The organism is Streptomyces sp. NPDC048192 (genome assembly GCF_043202415.1).
GTDB lineage: Bacteria > Actinomycetota > Actinomycetes > Streptomycetales > Streptomycetaceae > Streptomyces.
The window spans coordinates 261,324-279,371 of the sequence record NZ_JBIDAL010000007.1; the positions used below are offsets into that span (position 1 = coordinate 261,324).

The following is an 18,048-nucleotide window of genomic DNA, read 5'->3' on the forward strand; positions in this document are numbered from 1 at the left end:
TCGCCGCGTGCGCGTCCTCACGCCGCCCGCTTCACGTGGCCGTGGCGGACCGGATGCCGAGCCCCGTCAGATAGGCGGTCAGAACGCGGGTCAGCCGGGGCTCCACCTCGACGACGGCATGGCCGAGCCGGGGATCGCTCGTGTAAAGCTCGCGCAGCCGCGGCCCCGGCGTGGCCATCTGCCACAGGGCCCCGGCCATCGCGGTGGCCGTGGCGACCGTGTCCACCGACTGCGTCTCGGTCAGCCCGAGCAGCCGGTGCAGTTCCTTGCCGATCAGCTCGACCTCGTGGAGTGTCGCGAGCTTGAACGAGCGTACCGATTCGACCGACACGTTCCGCTCCAGGTTCAGCGGAGCCTGGGCGAGCAGATCGCAGAACACCGGACGCTCGGAGAGCGAGCCGGCGAACGCGGCGGCGACCTCGGCGGGCGTGGCCTGCGCCCTGCTCTCCAGGACCGCGCGCAGCTCCGCCGACCACTCCCGCCAGCCCTCCGCGGTCAGTTCCAGGAAGATCTGCTCCCTGGTCTCGAAGTACCGCAGCAGAGCCGACTTGTGCATGCCCACGGCCGCGGCGATGTCGGTGAGGGTGACCTCGCGGATGCCGTGCCGCCGGCCGAGCGTGCGAGCCGCGTCGAGGATCGCCCGTTCCCGTGCCTGTTTGGCCTCGGCACTGCGCGCACGCTGAAAGGCAGGCTCGTTCATGCAGGACATCATAGGAACGCCATAAGGCAACGATGTTGCGTTATTAAGAGAACGGTGTTGTACTAACTGCATGAGTGCACAGAACACACAGGTCTGGTTCATCACCGGTTCGTCGCGCGGCCTCGGCCGTGCCCTGGTCTCCGCCGCCCTCGACGCCGGCGACCGCGTCGTGGCCACCGCCCGCCGCCCCGAGGCGCTGGCGGAGGCCTTCGGCGGGTACGGCGACCGCTTCCTTCCCCTCGCCCTGGACGTCACGGACCCGGACGCCGCCCGGCGGGCCGTCGCCGAGGCCGTCGCGCGCTTCGGACGCCTCGACGTGATCGTGAACAACGCGGGATACGCCAACGTGGCACCCATCGAGACGGCGGACGACGACGACTTCCGCGCCCAGTTCGAGACGAACTTCTGGGGCGTCTACCACGTCACCAAGGCCGCGCTGCCTGTCCTGCGCCGCCAGCGGGCGGGCACCGTCGTGCAGTTCTCCTCGGTCGGCGGCCGGGTCGGCGGCTCGCCGGGCATCGCCTCGTACCAGGCGGCCAAGTTCGCTGTCGACGGGTTCAGCCGCGTCCTGGCGGCCGAGACCGCGCCGTTGGGCGTGCGCGTCATGGTCGTGGAGCCCAGCGGCTTCGCCACGGACTGGGCCGGTTCCTCCATGACGGTCCATGCGATCCCCGACGCCTACGACGAGACGGTCGGCGCGATGCACCGGCGCATGCGGCAGAGCACCGCCGGTGCGGCAGGGGACCCGCGCCGGGCCGCCGAGATCGTCGTCCGCACCGTGCACCAGGAACAGGTCCCCACCCACCTCCTGCTGGGCGTGAACGCGGTGACGATGGCGCAGGACTACTCGCGGCGTCAGCTGGCGGAGGCGACCGCGTGGGAGAAGGTCGGCCGCTCGGCCGACTTCGGCGAGCCCTACCCCGTGGAGCTGCCGACCGAACAGCACGGCTGAGCGCGCCCCCGCTCCCCGGGACGGCAGCGGGCAGGGGCACAGGCCACCGGCCTGTCGGCTCGCCGTGCCTCAGAACACCCAGCGAGTGTGGCTGTAGACACCGCCGCGCCGGCCGAAGCCGTACGCCGTGTCCGGAGTCACCGCGTACACCACCACATGCCCCGCGCGGGCGGCGTCTCCGATCCCGTGGAAGGTGCCGTCGGGGGAGGTGACGTGCTCCCGGTACTTCGCCTCGTACGCCGTGATGGCCTGCTCCAGTACCGCCGGATCGGCGACCGGCTCGGCCTCTCCCTCGAGCACGAGGTCCAGCCCTTCGCCGAGCGCGTTGCAGCCGGTGGTCAGCGCGCAGTGGCCGTCGTGGGCGAGATTGCGTGCCTTCTGCTCGCCCGAGCCGGTGGAGAAGTACAACACCCCCTCGTGCCAGGCGGCGATCACGGGGGTGACATGAAGCCGGCCGTCGGGCCGCACCGTGGACAGCCAGAAGATCTCGGCGGCAGCCAACTGCCGCTCGGCCTCCGCCCAGTCCGTGGCGGTGACGTCCGCGGCACCCGGCCGGGCCTGGAGCGCGGAGCTGTAGCGCTCGTCCAGTTCGGCGACGGGCTGTCCGGTGGTTCCTCGTCCGGGCCTGATACGTCCGGGGCTGATGCGTCCGGGCATGATGCGTCTCCTTCTTCTCCGTCCCTCCCGTTCCCCCTATGAGGACCGCCCGGCGGTCCGGAACTCATCGCCGCACAGGCCGCACCGCGCTCTCGTACTCAGGCGCGGCTGAGTACCCGTGCTCTGCCCGGCGAGGGTGCGGGCCGCCAGGCTCAAGGCATGACACATGGACAGCCGAAACCCATCGCCCAGCTTCTGTCGGTCCTCGTCCTTGCGGGGGTGTCGCTGGCGCTGTGGAGCGCCTGGCTGGGCTGGGACCAGAGCCGTGATGTGCACCCCGACGGCTCGACGACCGGGCCGTACGAGGCGTGGCAGGTCATCGGCCTGGCGCTCACGCTGCTCGTGCCGGTGTGCTGGGCCGCGTCCCGGCAGTACGTCGTGGGCGCGGTCGTGGGCACCACGGCCGGCCTCTCCGTCGCCTCGTACGCCGACTGGTCGGACGACGCCAGCGGACTCTTCGTCATCGGCGTGGGACTGGTGACGGTCGGCAGCCTCGTCGCCACCGCCGCCGTCTCCGCCGTGGTCGCCGCGCTGAAAGGACAGCCGCCCCGGCCGACGAGCGCCTGGTCCCGGTGACGGGATGCCGCACAGGACCTAGCCCGCCTGGTTGTGCAGGACCCGGCGGGCGGCCTCCTCCTCCGCGGCGGGCGGGGACAGTTCGTCGAGGGTGTCGAGTTCGTCGTCGGATTCCAGCTCCCGCTCCCAGGCCGCCGCGAGTTGTTCCTGCTCCTGGCGCGGTCTGGCGCCGACCGCCTCCCGGTGATCGGGGTCGAGGGCCGCGAGGAAACGTCCGACCGGATCTGTCGGCATAGCGTGCTCCTTGTCGCATGCAGGAGTGCCACCCCTGTCCAGCATCGCCGAACACTCCGGTGTTGTCTGCTCGGCCCGGCCGGAACACCCCTACTCGACGGCCGGGTCCTCCTGGCTCCGCTGCACGGCACTGCGCACGGCCTGCTCGGCCTCGTCCCGGTCCGCGCCGGTGGCCGTGGCGTACGCGGCGACGGCGGCCCGTGCGGCCTCGGACGCCTCGCGCCAGCGGCGCACCTGGGCGTCGTACGCGTCACCGGTGAGGCCCGCGAGCTTCGCGCGCTCTTCCTCGGCGGTCCGTTCCAGCCTGATCAACTCGTCGGGGACCTCTGCCACGCTTCGGATCCTAGTCCGCGGCCGCGCGACGCCGGCCGTCCCGGCACCGCCCGATCGGGTGGAGCGGCGATCCGTGTCGCGGGCGGGACGGCGAAACCCGTCGCGGCTCGCGACGCGTACGGCGCTCACGTCAAGTCGACCCACGTCCCCTGCTCGGCGGAGCGGGTCATCGCGTCCAGGGCCACCGCGGCGGCGACGGCGTCGCTCAGCGTCGCGCCGGTCGCCGTGCCCTCCGTGACGGAACGCAGGAAGCGGTACGCCTCGATGACCTTGAGATCGTCGTAGCCCATGCTGGTGGCCGCCCCCGGCTGGAACGCGGCGTACTCGCCGTGGCCAGGCCCGACGTACACTGTGCTGACGGGCTGGTCCTGGTACGACGCGCCGCGGCTGACGGCGAGTTCGCCCATGCGGCGGAAGTCCCAGAAGACGGCGCCCTCGGTGCCGTGCACCTCGAAGCCGTAGTTGTTCTGCTCGCCGACCGAGACCCGGCAGGCCTCCAGGACCCCGCGGGCGCCGGAGGCGAAGCGCAGCAGGCAGTTGACGTAGTCCTCGTTCTCCACCGGGCCGGGCTCGCCGCCGGAGGCGAGGCTGTGACCGGCCGTCGCGCCGGTCGGGCGGGCCCGCTCCGGCAGGAAGACGGCGGTGTCGGCGGTGAGCGAGACGATCCCGCCGAGCAGGAAGCGGGCCAGGTCCACGCCGTGCGAGGCGAGGTCGCCCAGCACCCCGCTGCCACCGCGGGCGCGCTCGTAACGCCAGGTCAGGGCGCCGTCCGGGTGGGCGGCGTAGTCGCTGAACAGGCGGATGCGGACGTGGGTGACCGTGCCGATCCCGCCGGAGGCGATCAGCTCCCGTGCCGCCTCCACGGCGGGCGCGTTGCGGTAGTTGAAGCCGACGGTGCCCTGGACCCCCGCCTTCGCCGCCGCGTCGGCCACGGCCCGGGCGTCGCCGGCGGTCAGCCCCACGGGCTTCTCGATCCAGATGTGCTTGCCGGACTCGGCCATCGCCACCCCGATCTCCCGGTGGAGGAAGTTCGGCGCGGTGATGCTGACGGCGTGGACGCGCGGATCGGCGGCCACCTCGCGCCAGTCGCGGGTCGCGGTGGCGAAGCCGTAGCGACCGGCCGCCTCCTCGGCGCGGCCCGGTACCTCGTCCGCGACGGCGACGAGTTCCGGCCGCACGGACAACTGCGGGAAATGGTGCGGCAGGCGGGCGTACGCCTGGGTGTGCACCCGTCCCATCCAGCCGAATCCCACGACGGCGACGCCGAGCGTATGCACCATGAGCGCCCTTCTTTGGACCGTTCCAGAAACTGCGCCCACCATGGTCCCGCGTGTCATCGATGTCAAGCGGCCTTTACAGGTGCGGGCTGCTTATGGAACGGTCCATGCATGGGCTCTCCGACCATTCGTGACGTCGCCGAACGGGCCGGCGTGTCCAAGTCGCTGGTCTCCCTGGTGCTGCGCGGCTCGGGAGGCGTGCGGCCGGAGAAGCGCGAGGCGGTCCTCGCCGCGGTCCAAGCGCTCGGCTACCGGCCCAACGCCGCCGCCCGCAGCCTGAGCGAGCGGCGCACCCGGACCGTGGGGGTGCTGCTGAACGACATGCGCAACCCCTGGTTCGTGGACCTGCTCGACGGCCTGAACGCCCGGCTCTACGACAACGGCCTGCACATGCTGCTGGCCGACGGCCACCTCAACCGGCGCCTCGGCGAGGACCTCACCCGGACCTTCACCGAACTGCGCGTCGACGGCCTGGTCGCCGTCGGCACGCTCCAGGACCCGCAGGCCCTGCGCACCGCCGCCGGGCTGGTCCCCACGGTCGTCGCCGGCACCCGCGAACCGGTGCTGCCCGGCGTGGACATCGTCGCCAACGACGACGAGCACGGAGCCCGCCTGGCCACCGAGCACCTCATCGGCCTCGGCCACCGTCGCATCGCCCACATCGCGGGCCGGGGCGCGGTCGGTGCCCTGCGCCGGCGCAGCTTCGAGGCGACCATGCGCGCGCACGGCCTCGCCGGCACGGCGGTCGTGGAACAGGGCGACCTCACGGAGGAGGGCGGCTACCGGGCCGCGGTCCGGCTGCTGAGCCGCCCGCAGCGCCCGACCGCCGTCTTCGCCGTCAACGACATGACCTGCGTCGGCGCACTCTCCGCCGCGGAGGAATGCGGCCTCCGGGTGCCCCGTGACCTCTCCCTCGTCGGCTACGACAACACCTCCCTCTCCCGTCTGCGCCATCTGTGGCTGACCACGGTGGACAACGCCAGCCACGAGGTCGGCCGGCGAGCCGCGCAGCGGCTGCTCGAGCGGATCGAGGAGCCGGACCGCCCCGGCGAGGTCGATCTCGCCACTCCGTACCTCGAAGTGCGAGGTACGACAGGGCCGCCGCCCGTCAGCTGAACGGCACAGCAGTGGCAGCGGCACCAGGCGCATCCGGTGTCGCTCTGGGCCGGCGGCCGGCCTGCGGCGATGGTGGCCGGGCAACCGCTTGCGGTGGTTCCGGCGCAGGACCGAGCATGGCGGTCCCCACGCGTCGTCCGTGCGCCGGCGGTTGGTGTGCCTCCGCGCGCAGGTGACGGGTGGTGGCCCGTGTCCCGTGTGCCGTGCGAAGGGGGCTGGACGTGCCAGAGCCGTTCGATGCCGTGACCCCGGCCGCCGCCGGCGGCCCCGGACACCCACCGGACACGGTGGCACCGACGACGGTGGGCGTGGAGGAGGAGTTCGTGCTGGCCGACCGGCACAGCGGGGCGGCCGTCCGCCGGTCGGCCTCCGTCGTGGCCGCCGCCCGCGCCCGTCTCGGCGGGCCGCACGCCACACCGGAGCTGTCGCAGGCGCAGGTGGAGACCGTCAGCGCCGTGTGCCGTACGGCCGTCGAACTCCAGGCGGAGGTCGCCCGATTACGCACCGGCGCCGCCCTCGCCGCGGCCGAGCACGACTGCCTGCTGGTGCCCAGCGGCGTCGCGGTCCTGGGCCGCGCCGGGCCGCCGCCCGTCCTGGACCGGGACCGGTACCACGCCCTGCTGCGCCGCTTCGGCCCCGTCGTCCACGAGCAGGGCGTGAACGCGTGCCACGTGCACGTCGGCGTCGCCGACCGGGAAGAGGCCGTACCGGCGGTCGACCACCTGCGGGGCTGGATGCCGTTGCTGCTGGCGCTGACCGCCAACTCGCCCTACTGCGACGGAGCGGACACCGGATACGCCAGCTGGCGCTCGATGGTGTGGAGCCGGTGGCCCTCGGCCGGGCCGCCTCCCCTTCTGCGCGACGCGGACCGCTACGAGCGCCTCGTCGGCCGGCTCCTGGCCAGCGGCGCGGCGCTGGATCCCGCCATGGTCTACTGGCACGTCCGGCCCTCGGCGCACCTGCCCACCATCGAGGTGCGCATCGCGGACGTGCTGGCCGACGCCGCGGCCACCACCGCGTACGCGCTGCTCGTCCGCGCCCTCGTCGGGCACGCCGTGGACCTGGTGCGCGCAGGGGAACCCGCGCCGGACGTCCCGGAGGCGTTGCTGACGGCCGCGTGCTGGCGGGCCGCCCGGCACGGGCCGGCCGGGACCCTGCCGGCCACCCACACCCGCGACTGCGCCCCCACGGACGTCGGCCGGCTGGTCGAAGAGCTGTGGAAACGGGTCGAGCCCCACCTCGGCCGCCACGGTGACGACCGGTGCGTCGGCGACTGGCTGAGCGCCGTCCAGCGCACCGGGACCGGCGCCGCCCGGCAGAGGCGCGTCGCGGAACTGCGGGGGCTGCGGGCGGTGGTGGACGATCTGGCCGTGCGCGTTCCCTGAGGGGCGGCCGATGGGTTTACCGTGGTCGATGAGGGCTCCGCCGGGACATGCGCGCAGCCCGGGTAGCCGGCTCCGCCGGACCATGCCGCTCCTGCCGATCGGGGGGTGCCATGAAAGTCGAAATGATCCAGACGGCCGCCAACGTTCTCTTCGACGTCCCGGACGACATGCACGAAGAGATCATCCGGCTCATCGGAGCGGTCACGGACGACACCGAGACGCAGGCGCCGGACCTCGCGGCCGCGTTCGGCGAGTGGTGCTGGCTCGTGTACACCATCCAGGGCGACGTGGTCGAGGTGCTGGACGTGGGCTGCGCCCGCTGACGCGCGCCTGAGCGCAGGCGTGTCGTACGGCGGCCCGGCCGCCCCTGGCCGCCCGTTTCGGCGTTCGGCGGGCCGGGAACCCGGTGCGCGCCCCGAGCAAGGGGCGCACACCCCGCGGAAGGGGGAGCACGCCGTGCCCGACACCGACCAGGACCGCATCCGGGACCGGGCCCTGCCGCTGGCCGATCCGGCGTCGCTGGACCCGCTGCTGGAGCGCATCGGCGACGCCCGCTACGTGCTGCTGGGCGAGGCCTCCCACGGCACCGCCGACTACTACCAGGTGCGTGACGTGCTCACGCGCCGGCTCATCGAGGAGAAGGGCTTCTCCTTCGTCGCGGTGGAGGGCGACTGGCCGGACTGCCAGGCCGTCCACAGCGCGGTGGTCGCCGCGCCCGGCGCCCCCGAGGACCCCGGCGAGGTGCTTGCGGGCTTCCGGCGCTGGCCCGCGTGGATGTGGTGCAACACCGACGTGGCCGCCTTCACCCGGTGGCTGCGCCGGCACAACGAGGGGCTGCCGCCCGAGCGGCGCGTCGGATTCTTCGGACTGGACGTCTACAGCCTGTGGGAGTCGCTCAGCGCGGTCCTCGCCCACCTGCGCGAACACGACCCCGGCCGGGTGGAGCACGCCCTGGAGGCGTACCGCTGCTTCGAGCCGTACGCGCAGGACCCGCAGTCCTACACGGTGGCCACCCGGTACGTTCCGGAGGGCTGTCAGCCGCAGGTGATGTCCCTGCTGACCGAACTGAGGCGGCGGGCGGCGCAGACGGCCGCGCTGGACGGTTCCCTCGCCGAGTTCACCGCCCGGCAGAACGCCGAGGTGCTGGCCGGAGCCGAACGCTACTACCGGGCCATGCTCGACAGCGGACCCGAGGCGTGGAACATCAGGGACCGTCACATGGCCGACACCCTCGACCGGCTGACGGAGCACTACGGCTCCGGCGCCAAGGCCGTCGTATGGGCGCACAACACGCACGTCGGTGACGCCCGCGCCACCGACATGGCCGACACCGGCATGGTCAGCGTGGGCCAGCTGGTGCGGGAACGGCACATGGGCAGCGGTGTGGTGCTGGTCGGGTTCGGCTCGCACTCCGGCACCGTGATCGCCGCGGACGCGTGGGGCGACGTACCGAAGGTCATGGGCGTGCCGGCCGCGCGCCGGGGCAGCCTGGAGGATCTGCTGCACCGGGCGCTGCCGGGGGCGCGGGCGCTGTTCGTCTTCCCGCATGTGCAGTTCCAGCGGCCGCCGTCGGCCGGGCACGGCGAGTGGTTCCACGAAGAGCGCGGTCACCGCGCGATCGGCGTGGTCTACCGGCCGCAGTACGAGCGCGTCGGCAACTACGTCCCCACTGTCCTGGCCGAGCGCTACGACGCGTTCTGCCATCTCGACCGCACCCACGCGCTCACCCCGCTGCGCCCGCTGGCCGCGGCGAGCCGGGAGCAGGAGACCTGGCCCGTGGGCGTGTGACACACAGCCGCGAGGCGCTCGCCGGTGCGCGCTTCAGTCCGCCCGGGCTTCAGCCCTCGCCCCCTGCGACGGGCACCACGGCGACGGGACAGCTCGCGTGGTGCAGGACGGCGTGTGACACGGTTCCCAGCCGCAGTCCCAGGGGGCCGCGCGGTGGACGGCGCCCCACGACGAGCAGACCGGCCCGCGCCGAGGCCTCCACCAGCACCCCGGCCGGCGAGCCGATGACGAAGTCGGTGTCCGCGTGCGCCTTCGGGTGGGCGGCGACCGGATCGAGGGCCCGGTCGAGCAGTCGCTCATGCAGCCGCCTCGCGTCGTCCAGCCGGCTCACCTGGGGCGCCGTCAGGCCGCTCCGGGGAAACGGCGTCCAGGCGTGCAGCAGGCGCGCCGTCGTCCCGCGCCGCGCGGCCTCCTCGAGGCCGAACCGTACGACGTCCTCGTCGCGTTCGTCGTGGACGCCGACCACGACCACGTCGTGCAGCGCGTCATCCTCCGTGTGCTCTCCTCTGACGACGGCCACCGGGCGGTCCGTGTGGGCGGCCAGCCGCAGGCCGACCGACCCCAGCAGCAGTCCCGTGAAGCCGCCCCGGCCGCGGGTCCCCACCACCACCAGCCGGGCGCCGGCATCCCGCGCGGCCTCGATCAGCGCCTCGGCCGGATGGCCCCGGGCGAGGACGGCATCGGCCGCGAGACCGGGCCTGGCCGCGGCGACCCGGGCCTGGGCGTCGTGCAGCAAGGCGACGCCCGCCTGTACGTGCGGATCGGCTTCATCCGCCGGCCCCGTCGGCTCTGCGCCGGCATCGACGGCGTGCAGGATCCGCAGCGCGTCACCGCCCCGTTCGGCCTCGGCGGCGGCCCAGTCGAGGGCCGACCAGGCGTCCGGGGCGTCGTCCACGCCGACCACCACGGTGCCGGAACGGCCGGCTGCGGTCATGCTTCCTCCAGGAGACTCGTCCGGCCCGGCCGCCCAGGGTGGCCTCGCCCGCAACGTGGATCGCCTTCGCCTTGTCGGCACGCGCGCGCTCGGCGACGCGGTCGAGGCGGGGATGCGTTCGCCGAGGCCTTCCCTCCTTCCGTGCGCTTTCCGTCCGCGCGGCCGTCTGCTGCCCGCGACCGGGTGCTAGGTGTTCGGCCGTGCCGCGCTGATCTCGCTCAGCGCCGAGTCGGTGTCGCGTTCGACGGCCAGGTCGCCCAGCGAGACGATGCCGACGACGCAGTCCCGGTCGGGATCGACCACCGGGAGCCGGCGCACCGCCTTCTCCCTCATGAGCTGGGCGGCCCGGTCGACCGGGTCGTCGGGCTTGAGCGTGACCAGGTCCGTGCTGCACGCGTCCTGGACCCGGACACCGCTGATGTCGCCGCCCTCGGCGAGGATCCGCACCGTCAGGTCCCGGTCCGTGACCAGGCCGCGCGGGTGGCCCTCCTCCGTCACCACGACCGCGCCGATGTCCTCGTCCCGCATACGGCGGGCGACGTCGGTCACGTAGGCGTTCGGGCCGACCTCGACCGGCGGGGCGGTCATCACGTCGCGCACCATCTGTGCCGTAGCCATGTTCGTACCTCCGGAACATCGTCTTCTGCACAGCCACTTCCGTGCTGCACGTGCCGAACTACCACGAATGCGGCGATCCATGTCTGCTTGGGCGGAGACGCGTGACATGTGCCGCGGTGTATCCGTCGCGGCCCATGGGCACCCGTGGTACGCGAACTACCAGCGGGAGGCAGCATGATCACCCATCGGCGTCTGGTGGAAGAGGTGGCCTCTCGGGCCCGGCTCGACGACACGGAGGCCGCCGACGCCGCCGTCCACCTCGTCCTCGCGGCGCTGGGAAGGCGCCTCGACCCGTCGCGCCGGGAACATCTGCGGCAGGCCGTACCCACCCACGAGCGCGGCGTGCTGGAACGCGGCGGCGACGCGGCGGACGATTCCGACGTGCGGCTGGACGAGCTGCTGGCCGACGTGGCGCGGCCCGTGGGGGCCACTCCCGAGCAGGCGCTGTTCCTGGCGCAGACCGTGGTCGCCCGGATCACGGCCGAGGACCGGGCGCTGGAGTCGGACCTGCGCAGCGCCCTGCCCGACGAGTTCGGCACGCTGTTCGTGGAACCCGACGCGACGCCCGAGCGCTCGGCCGCGCCACGGAAGCCCCGGCGCCCCTGACCGGGGAGGAGGGGGCCGCCGCCGCGCTGGGGGAGCGCTCCGGTGGACCGGTGACCCCCGAGCGCGCCGCCGACGGGATCGTCGTCCTCACAGGAGGCTTGCGCCCTGGGCGCGCAGTTCCCGCTGGACCGCGCTCGGGGGGACGTCACGGGGCCGCCGGCCGCCGGTCGCCGCGAGGGCCGCGCAGACGCCGGCCGCCTGTCCGGTGGCCATGGAGATGGGCATGACGCGGTAGGAGGAGTGGGCCACGTGGTCGCCGGAGATGCACCGGCCGGCGACCAGGATCCGGTCCAGGCCGCGGGGGAGGAGACAGCGCAGGGGGATGTCGTAGGACTCGCCGCGCGGCAGCCGTTTGAGCAGGGTGCCGCGGCCGCTGGGGTTGTGGATGTCGACCGGGTAGGCGCCGCGGGCGATCGCGTCGTCGAACTTGCGGGCCTTCAGGACGTCTTCTCCCGTCAGCCGGTAGTCGCCGGTGATCCGGCGTGTCTCGCGGACGCCGACCTGCACGCCGCTCTGGGCCACGTAGGAGTCGGCGAAGCCGGGCACGCGCTCGCGCAGGAAGCGGGCGATCTGCGCCATTTGCCGGTGGGCGGTGAACTCCGCGCGGGTGAGGTCCCACACGCTGGTGCCGAGCGCCTCGGTGACACGGGTGGAGTTGACCGCCACCTCGCCGCTGTTCGGGGTCGCGAAGAAGAGGATGTCCTCGCGGGGCAGGTCGAGTTCCCCGGCGTCCGTGGCGGCCCGGACCAGGTCCCACAGCCCGTGCACGCCGCGCCACTGGTCGGGGTGGGCGCGGGTGTACGCGGCGAACTCCTCGTGGCCGAAGCGGACCATGCGGAACATCAGCGACATCGGCTGCGTCCAGCCGTCCTCCGGCCGCCCGGTCTCGTACGCCGCCCCCGCCGCCGCGGCGATGTCGCCGTCCCCCGTGCAGTCGACGATCACGTCCGCGTCCAGGACGAGGGGCCCCGACTTGGTCTCGAACACCGCACGTGCCCGGTCGGGCAGGCTGAGCACGTCGGAGGCGAAGGCGTGGAGCAGCGTACGGACCTCGTGGTCCTCCAGCACGTCGTACGCCACCAGCTTGAACAGCTCGGGGTCGAAGGGCACGGTGTAGCCGGTGTCCAGAGAGGGCCGGATCGCCGCTCCCGTGCGCACGAGCCGGTCGAGCAGCATCCACAGCACCCCGGCGACCACCGGTTCGCCCTCGCCGTGATCGGGCGGCAGCAGGCGCGTGGCGTCGCCGCCCACCGCCTGCTTCATCTCGTTGTGGAAGCTCATCAGCGGCATCACCAGGGCCGCGGTGGCGTTGCCGCCGAGGAAGCCGTAGCGCTCGACGAGGACCACCTCGGCGCCCGCGTTCGCGGCGCCGACGGCGGCGCCGAGGCCGGCCGGCCCGCCGCCGATCACCAGCACCTGGGTGGAGCCCGCGTGCAGCGCCTGGCGGGGCGGTAGTTCCACTTTCCTGGGGACGCGGGGCGGCTTCAGGTAGGTCACGGTCCCTCCTCGGAACCCGGTGGCGGTCGGAACCCGGTGGGCATCGGCTTTCAGCCCGCGGCGGAGGCGGGCACCGGTGTGCCGTCCCGGACGACGGGCTGTGCGGCGGCCGCGTCCAGATGGGCGAGGAGACGGTCGGCGGTCTGCGCCGCCCGCAACCGCAGTGCGGCCGTGCGGGCGGCCGCGTCGGCCGTACGGGCCGGGCGCTCGTCCCACAGACGGTCCACCTCCGCCAGCAGCAGCCCCGTCGTCTCCCTGATCACGCCGCGCAGCGCCGGCGCGCCGATCCGCTGGGCGAAGTCGAACACCTTGCCGGCGTACGGAAGGGGCAGCACCGGAATGCCCGCCAGCGCGGCGAAGATCAGGAAGTGCAGCCGCATGCCGACGGCCAGGTCCAGCTGCGCGACGATGTCGAGGACCTGCTGCGGGCCGTGCTCGCCGTGCAGCACCGTGCAGCGGTCCGCCGTGGCCATGCGGGACACCACGGCGTGCGCGTGCCGGATGTCGCCCCGCTCCATCGACACGAAGACGACATGGGCGTCCAGGCGGTGGACGAGGAAGTCACCGACACTCGCGAGGAGCTGGTGGTAGCCCTCCTCGTCGAGGTGCTCGGCAGCCCGGCCCGGCTCCCGCACGCTCATCCCCACCAGCCGCGTCCGGCGCGGCACGGCCTCGGCCCGCAGCAGCGCCCGGCCGCGGTCGCCCGGCTCCAGCAGCAGCGCCGGATCGGCGGTGACGGACACCGGCCGGGTGAGCCCGGCCTCCTCGAGCACGAGCTTCGACTCCTCGTCGCGGACCGTCACCTCGACCGCGTCGGAGAGCACCGTGCGGACCCACGTACAGTCCGCCTCGTCGGTCAGCGGTCCGGCGCCCACGGCGTAGGCGAAGACGGGGACACCGAGCTCCTGGGCGGCGCGGGCCAGGCGCAGATAGCGGCGCGCCTCGGTGTCGTAGAGGATCCCGCCGCCGCCGAGCACGAGCACGTTCAGCCGGCGCAGATGGTCCGAGATGCCTTCCCGGCACACCCCCTCCCAGCCGACGACCTCGACCTCCGGATGGGCGCCGCGGGTGTGAGCCGGGTTGCGGGAGAAGACGACGAAGCGCGTGTCCGGCCGCCCGGCCCGTACCCGGTCCAGCAGGGCCGTGAGGATCGCCTCGTCCCCCACGTTTCGGCCCCCGTAGGAGCCCAGTACGCCCACGACCACACCGCCTGTGCCGTCCATGACCGCTCCCTCACGACGTTTCATCAGAAGTGCTCCCACGATGCGAGGGCGGGAAGCGGCCGTACGCCGCATGGCCCTTCTCGGTGCTTTCGTACCAGATTGCCGCTAAACGGGCGCGGGCGCCGGACGTCACCCGGCAGCCGGTCCCCGCAGCCGCGTCCGTCAGCACGGCGGAGCGGGCCGTTCACGCGCCGTCGCCCGTGCGCCGGTCGCGTGACATCGTGGCGTGCATGGCCACTGGAGTGGTGGATCTGGTCGTGCTGGTCGGGCTGCAGGCGTCCGGGAAGTCCACGTTCTACGAGCGGTGTCTGTCCGACCGGTACGCGCTGGTCAGCAAGGACCTGTTCCCGCGGGGCGCCAGGCACAGGCAGCAGCGGCAGATGCGGCTCGTCGCCGAGCACCTCGCGGCCGGCAGGCCGGTGGCGGTGGACAACACCAACCCCTCACCCGAGGAGTGGCGCCCGCTGGTGGAGGCGGCCCACGCCCACGGGGCGACGGCGACCGCGTACTGGTTCCCGCCGGACGTGACCGGCTCGCTGCGGCGCAACGCGGCCCGCGAGGGCCGGGAGCGCGTCCCGGACGTCGGCGTCCTGGCCACGCTGAAGCGCCTGCGCGAACCGACGGCGGCGGACGGGTTCGACGCGGTGCGCGAGGTGCGGTTCGACGGCCGAGGGGGCTTCGAGGTGCGCGGCTGATGTACGAGGGGGTTTCTTCGGTGCGCCGGGGTACGCGGAAGTCGTTCAGGGAGCACGGACATGGCACACGGCACAGACATCACCACCGCCCTGACCCGGCCGCAGCGCGAGACGGAACGGATCCTCACGGAGACCCTGAGGCTCCCGACCGGCGACCCGAGGCGCAGGACGTGCCTGAAGCGCGCAGCCCTCGCCCTGGCCTGCGACATGGCCGTGGCCGACCGCCGGCTGCACAGCACGGTGCGCCGGTATGTGCCCGGTGGCGACCGGCTCGTACGGCAGCAGGCGACGGACCTGGTCCGCGCCGAGGAGACCATGAAGGACCTCGAGTACACCGACACCGGCAGCGGCCCGTTCGAACCACTGGTCCGGCACCTCATCACCACGGTCCACCGGCACGGCGAGCAGTTCGAGACCGCCGTCCTGCCACGGCTGCGCTCGGCGGCGCCACCCGAGGCACTGGCCCGGCTCGCGGACGCGGTGCACGAGGTCGAGGCGGAGGCCGCCGCGCTGCGCGACGAGGTCGAGCACTCACCTCGCCCGGACGTCATCGACCGGCTGCAGGCGGCGCTCGCCCCGGAGGGTGCCCGCACGTCGGCGTTCCGGCAGGCCGAGCAGCTCGACCGGTTCCTCACCGGCGAGGCGGAACACACGGACCTGTGAGGCCGTGGCAGGGGCACCGGCGGGCGCCGGGCACTCAGCCGGAGCCGCTGGGAACGGCGAGCTCCCGGCCGCGGTAGAAGCCCTCCCGCTCCTCCACGACGTACGGGGCCATGGCGGCACGCCGCTGTTCCTCCGGCCCGGAGGCGCGCCAGGCGTCGCACGACTCCCGGGAGTCCCAGAACGACACCCCGGTGACCTCCTGGCCGTCCTCGGACCAGTAGGCGTAGGCGCGGTGCATGCCCTGCGGAGGGGCGCCCGGCCGCCACGCCTTCTCGAAGTCCTCCAGGGCGCCCGGCCGAATGCGGCGAGTCGTCACCCAGACGAAGTGCTCCTCCATCACGGCCTCCTCCGTTACGGCGGCTCGGCTCGTCGGTGCCTTTGGACCACCGTAGGTCCCCGGCCCGGATCCCGCCGGGCGGCGACCGCGCCGCTGCGGCGAGACATGTGCACGCCCGCAGGCCCGGAGCGACAGTGTGCGCCCGTGCGCTCCCGGGTGTGGCGAAGGCACCGACAGGCCCGGATCGGGCACATGATGGAGACACACATGTGCGCCGCGAGGAGGTGTACGGCATGTCCGGGTCGGGCACAGGGGGCTCCGCGGGCGTGGCGGGCGGCAAGGCGCGGTTCGACGAGATCTACGACCGGCCGGACCCCCGCACCTACTTCCGGCGGCTGGCCCCGCTGGAGTACGAGATCCCGCACCACGCCCAGCCGGTCTTCCGCCGCGCCGCCGCCGAACGGGCCGCACTCGACGACGGCCACCCCGGCAGGCCGGCCGTGCTGGACGTGTGCTGCTCGTACGGCATCAACGCCGCGCTCCTCAACCACGACATCACCCTGGCCGACCTGTACGGGCGCTACACCTCGCCCGCCCGGCAGGAGCTGTCCACGGCCCGGCTCGCCGAGCAGGACAGGGAGTTCTACGCCGAGCGGCGCCGGCCCGACGCGGTGCCCGTGTTCGGCCTGGACGTCGCCGCCCCCGCCGTGCGGTACGCACTCGAGGTCGGTCTGCTGGACGCCGCCTTCACCGACGACCTGGAACAGGGGCCGCCCGGCCCGGCGCTGAGAGACGCCCTCGCCGACGTCGGCCTCGTCACGCTGACCGGCGGAGGCAGCTACGTCACCGCCCGCACCTTCACCGCACTGCTGGACGGCGCCCGGCGACCCGTCTGGGTCAGCGCGTTCGTCCTGCGGACGGTGTCGTACCAGCCGGTCGTCGACGCCCTGGCCGCGCACGGACTGCGCACCACGCTCGACGCCTCCCGCACCTACCCCCAGCGGCGCTTCACCGACGAACGGGAGCGGGAGTTCGCGGTCACGGCGGTACGGGCGCTGGGCCACGACCCCGCCGGGCGGGAGGAGAGCGGCCGTTTCCACAGCCTGCACTACGAGTCCCGGCCCGGTACACCGTGAGAGCCCGAGGCGACTTTTGCGGCGGGGCGCGTCCGCCGGACCGGACACGCCCGGCTTGCGCAGGTGGCGTGCGGTCCGGGAACTCTGAATGGACACTGGAGTCAGTCAGAGCGGTGGCTGCCGGGTACGAGACCAGGGCGCGATGGCCATGAACCAGGACACGACACACTCACCGGACGCGGCGGACCTCGTCTGCACGCCGTCCGTGTTCGGCGCTCCCTGCTGGGTGAGCCTCGGCAGCCGCGCCCTGGAGGTGACCCAGGAGTTCTACGGGGCCGTCATGGGCTGGCGCTGGCGCTCTGCCCGGCTGGGCGACCGGTTCCGCACCGCGCTGGCGGGCGACGTACCCGTCGCGGGGATCGCCGAGGTCGCCGGCATGTGGCAGATGGCCGTGGCCTGGACGCCGTACTTCGCGGTGACCAACGCCGACCAGGCGGTGTCCCGCGTCCGCGAGCGCAGCGGGACCGTGGCGGTGGGGCCGATCTCCTTCCCGCCCGGAAGAGCCGCGCTGGTCGCGGACCGCGACGGGGCCACCTTCGGGGTCTGGCAGGGCCAGCTCGTCACCGAGTGGGAGGCATGGCGGCAGGCGGGATCCACGTTCATCACCCTCCACACCCGTGACGCCTTCGACGCCGCCATCTTCTACGGCCAGGTCCTCGACTGGGCGTCGGGCCTCCCCGGCTGCTGCGAGGTCGAGTACGCGGGCGGCGGGGTGCTGCTGCGCCATCAGGGCGACATCGTGGCCCGCATCGAGTCGGGCGCGGTGGAGGCACCGCCCGACCCTTCGGTCCGGCCCCACTGGCAGGTCCATTTCGCCGTACCCGAGGTGGAACCGTGCGCCCGGGCCGCGGAGCACCACGGCGGCAGCGTCCTGCACGAGGGCGAGGACGAAGCCGTGCTGCGCGACCCCGACGGCGCCCAGTTCACGGTGACCTCACGCCGGCTGCGCTGAAACCCCGCCCGGACCCCGGACTGTTCGGCGCGCGGGGCGCCGCACGGGAATGCCCGCCCGCCCCCCGGTGCTGTCATGTGAAGAGGTCACCGCCCCCGGACAGGTGCGGAACTGAGAGTGATGCGTACACAGGGCACTGCGCAGGTGACGGACACGGCCGTCGCGGCCGTCGACGCGCAGGGCGTCGTGACCGCCTGGAGCCGCGGCGCCCGGCTCCTGCTTGGATACACGCCCGCGGAGGTCGTGGGGCGCCCGGCGGCGGATCTCCTCGCCGCCCGCCTGCCCGACGCGGCCAGGAAGTGCGGCACCAGGCGGCAGGCCTGGGCAGGCCGGGTCGCGCTGCGCGACCGCGACGGGCGTCAGGTGGACGCCGAGGTGCGGGCCTGCCCGCTGATGGACGCCGAACAACACGTCCAGTGGTTCCTCCAG

General features: G+C 73.6%; 21 protein-coding genes and 1 pseudogene. 12 read left to right on the forward strand and 10 right to left on the reverse strand.

Annotated elements, in window-relative coordinates:
- Nucleotides 1-31: 31 nt before the first annotated feature.
- A complete protein-coding gene (locus ACGFZN_RS16960) occupies nt 32-700 on the reverse strand; it encodes a TetR/AcrR family transcriptional regulator (protein ID WP_393859237.1) in 669 nt (222 codons plus the stop codon).
- Nucleotides 701-770: 70 nt separating this feature from the next.
- Between ACGFZN_RS16960 and ACGFZN_RS16965 the strand changes: the two genes are divergently transcribed.
- Complete coding sequence (locus ACGFZN_RS16965; protein WP_393859238.1) at nt 771-1,652, forward strand: SDR family NAD(P)-dependent oxidoreductase; 882 nt, start codon at nt 771-773, stop codon at nt 1,650-1,652.
- Nucleotides 1,653-1,721: 69 nt separating this feature from the next.
- On the opposite strand, the gene ACGFZN_RS16970 is transcribed toward ACGFZN_RS16965, so the two are convergent.
- Complete coding sequence (locus ACGFZN_RS16970; protein ID WP_393859239.1) at nt 1,722-2,309, reverse strand: pyridoxamine 5'-phosphate oxidase family protein; 588 nt, start codon at nt 2,307-2,309, stop codon at nt 1,722-1,724.
- Between the two features lie 159 nt (nt 2,310-2,468).
- Between ACGFZN_RS16970 and ACGFZN_RS16975 the strand changes: the two genes are divergently transcribed.
- Entirely contained in the window at nt 2,469-2,885 is a 417-nt protein-coding gene (locus ACGFZN_RS16975; RefSeq protein ID WP_393859240.1) for a hypothetical protein, read from the forward strand.
- An 18-nt stretch (nt 2,886-2,903) separates the two neighbouring features.
- Here ACGFZN_RS16975 and ACGFZN_RS16980 read toward each other — a convergent pair whose 3' ends face one another.
- The 3 genes from ACGFZN_RS16980 to ACGFZN_RS16990 all read right to left on the reverse strand — a co-directional run bounded on the left by ACGFZN_RS16980 (nt 2,904) and on the right by ACGFZN_RS16990 (nt 4,732).
- A complete protein-coding gene (locus tag ACGFZN_RS16980; RefSeq protein WP_393859241.1) occupies nt 2,904-3,119 on the reverse strand; it encodes a hypothetical protein in 216 nt (71 codons plus the stop codon).
- 90 nt (nt 3,120-3,209) lie between these two features.
- On the reverse strand, nt 3,210-3,452 hold the full coding sequence (locus tag ACGFZN_RS16985) for a hypothetical protein (protein WP_393859242.1): 243 nt from the start codon (nt 3,450-3,452) through the stop codon (nt 3,210-3,212).
- Between the two features lie 125 nt (nt 3,453-3,577).
- The gene (locus ACGFZN_RS16990) at nt 3,578-4,732 is read right to left on the reverse strand and encodes a Gfo/Idh/MocA family protein (RefSeq protein WP_393859243.1); all 1,155 of its coding nucleotides are present in this window, start codon (nt 4,730-4,732) and stop codon (nt 3,578-3,580) included.
- Nucleotides 4,733-4,840: 108 nt separating this feature from the next.
- On the opposite strand from ACGFZN_RS16990, the gene ACGFZN_RS16995 reads away from it, so the two are divergent.
- The 4 genes from ACGFZN_RS16995 (at nt 4,841) to ACGFZN_RS17010 (ending at nt 9,018) form a co-directional block, all read left to right on the forward strand.
- Nucleotides 4,841-5,845 (forward strand): LacI family DNA-binding transcriptional regulator, encoded by a 1,005-nt coding sequence (locus tag ACGFZN_RS16995; RefSeq protein WP_393859244.1) that lies wholly within the window; start codon nt 4,841-4,843, stop codon nt 5,843-5,845.
- Between the two features lie 221 nt (nt 5,846-6,066).
- The gene (locus tag ACGFZN_RS17000) at nt 6,067-7,230 is read left to right on the forward strand and encodes a glutamate--cysteine ligase (protein ID WP_393859245.1); all 1,164 of its coding nucleotides are present in this window, start codon (nt 6,067-6,069) and stop codon (nt 7,228-7,230) included.
- A gap of 110 nt (nt 7,231-7,340) precedes the next feature.
- Nucleotides 7,341-7,553, forward strand: coding sequence for a hypothetical protein (locus ACGFZN_RS17005; protein ID WP_393859246.1), 213 nt, complete (start codon nt 7,341-7,343; stop codon nt 7,551-7,553).
- Nucleotides 7,554-7,686: 133 nt separating this feature from the next.
- Nucleotides 7,687-9,018, forward strand: coding sequence for an erythromycin esterase family protein (locus ACGFZN_RS17010; RefSeq protein ID WP_393859247.1), 1,332 nt, complete (start codon nt 7,687-7,689; stop codon nt 9,016-9,018).
- Nucleotides 9,019-9,067: 49 nt separating this feature from the next.
- Here the strand turns inward: ACGFZN_RS17010 and ACGFZN_RS17015 are convergent, their stop codons facing one another.
- Nucleotides 9,068-9,952, reverse strand: a complete 885-nt coding sequence (locus ACGFZN_RS17015) for a universal stress protein (protein ID WP_393859248.1) — start codon at nt 9,950-9,952, stop codon at nt 9,068-9,070.
- A gap of 186 nt (nt 9,953-10,138) precedes the next feature.
- On the reverse strand, nt 10,139-10,570 hold the full coding sequence (locus ACGFZN_RS17020; RefSeq protein WP_393859249.1) for a CBS domain-containing protein: 432 nt from the start codon (nt 10,568-10,570) through the stop codon (nt 10,139-10,141).
- A 174-nt stretch (nt 10,571-10,744) separates the two neighbouring features.
- On the opposite strand from ACGFZN_RS17020, the gene ACGFZN_RS17025 reads away from it, so the two are divergent.
- Nucleotides 10,745-11,176, forward strand: coding sequence for a DUF2267 domain-containing protein (locus tag ACGFZN_RS17025; RefSeq protein ID WP_393859250.1), 432 nt, complete (start codon nt 10,745-10,747; stop codon nt 11,174-11,176).
- Nucleotides 11,177-11,263: 87 nt separating this feature from the next.
- Here the strand turns inward: ACGFZN_RS17025 and ACGFZN_RS17030 are convergent, their stop codons facing one another.
- Both ACGFZN_RS17030 and ACGFZN_RS17035 read right to left on the reverse strand, forming a co-directional pair.
- Entirely contained in the window at nt 11,264-12,673 is a 1,410-nt protein-coding gene (locus tag ACGFZN_RS17030; protein ID WP_393859251.1) for an FAD-dependent oxidoreductase, read from the reverse strand.
- Nucleotides 12,674-12,723: 50 nt separating this feature from the next.
- Entirely contained in the window at nt 12,724-13,896 is a 1,173-nt protein-coding gene (locus tag ACGFZN_RS17035) for a polysaccharide pyruvyl transferase family protein (RefSeq protein WP_393859252.1), read from the reverse strand.
- 230 nt (nt 13,897-14,126) lie between these two features.
- Here ACGFZN_RS17035 and ACGFZN_RS17040 point away from each other — a divergent pair, with 230 nt between their 5' ends.
- Together ACGFZN_RS17040 and ACGFZN_RS17045 are read left to right on the forward strand one after the other, a co-directional pair.
- On the forward strand, nt 14,127-14,591 hold the full coding sequence (locus ACGFZN_RS17040) for an AAA family ATPase (protein ID WP_393859253.1): 465 nt from the start codon (nt 14,127-14,129) through the stop codon (nt 14,589-14,591).
- A 60-nt stretch (nt 14,592-14,651) separates the two neighbouring features.
- Entirely contained in the window at nt 14,652-15,254 is a 603-nt protein-coding gene (locus tag ACGFZN_RS17045; protein WP_393859254.1) for a hypothetical protein, read from the forward strand.
- A gap of 34 nt (nt 15,255-15,288) precedes the next feature.
- Here the strand turns inward: ACGFZN_RS17045 and ACGFZN_RS17050 are convergent, their stop codons facing one another.
- Nucleotides 15,289-15,591, reverse strand: coding sequence for an antibiotic biosynthesis monooxygenase (locus tag ACGFZN_RS17050; protein ID WP_393859255.1), 303 nt, complete (start codon nt 15,589-15,591; stop codon nt 15,289-15,291).
- A 209-nt stretch (nt 15,592-15,800) separates the two neighbouring features.
- Between ACGFZN_RS17050 and ACGFZN_RS17055 the strand changes: the two genes are divergently transcribed.
- The 3 genes and pseudogenes from ACGFZN_RS17055 to ACGFZN_RS17065 form a co-directional block, all read left to right on the forward strand.
- A complete protein-coding gene (locus ACGFZN_RS17055; protein ID WP_393859256.1) occupies nt 15,801-16,667 on the forward strand; it encodes a hypothetical protein in 867 nt (288 codons plus the stop codon).
- Between the two features lie 148 nt (nt 16,668-16,815).
- Entirely contained in the window at nt 16,816-17,619 is an 804-nt protein-coding gene (locus ACGFZN_RS17060) for a VOC family protein (protein ID WP_393859257.1), read from the forward strand.
- Nucleotides 17,620-17,739: 120 nt separating this feature from the next.
- A pseudogene (locus ACGFZN_RS17065) lies at nt 17,740-18,036 on the forward strand (PAS domain-containing protein); the annotation flags it as partial.
- Nucleotides 18,037-18,048 lie beyond the last annotated feature (12 nt).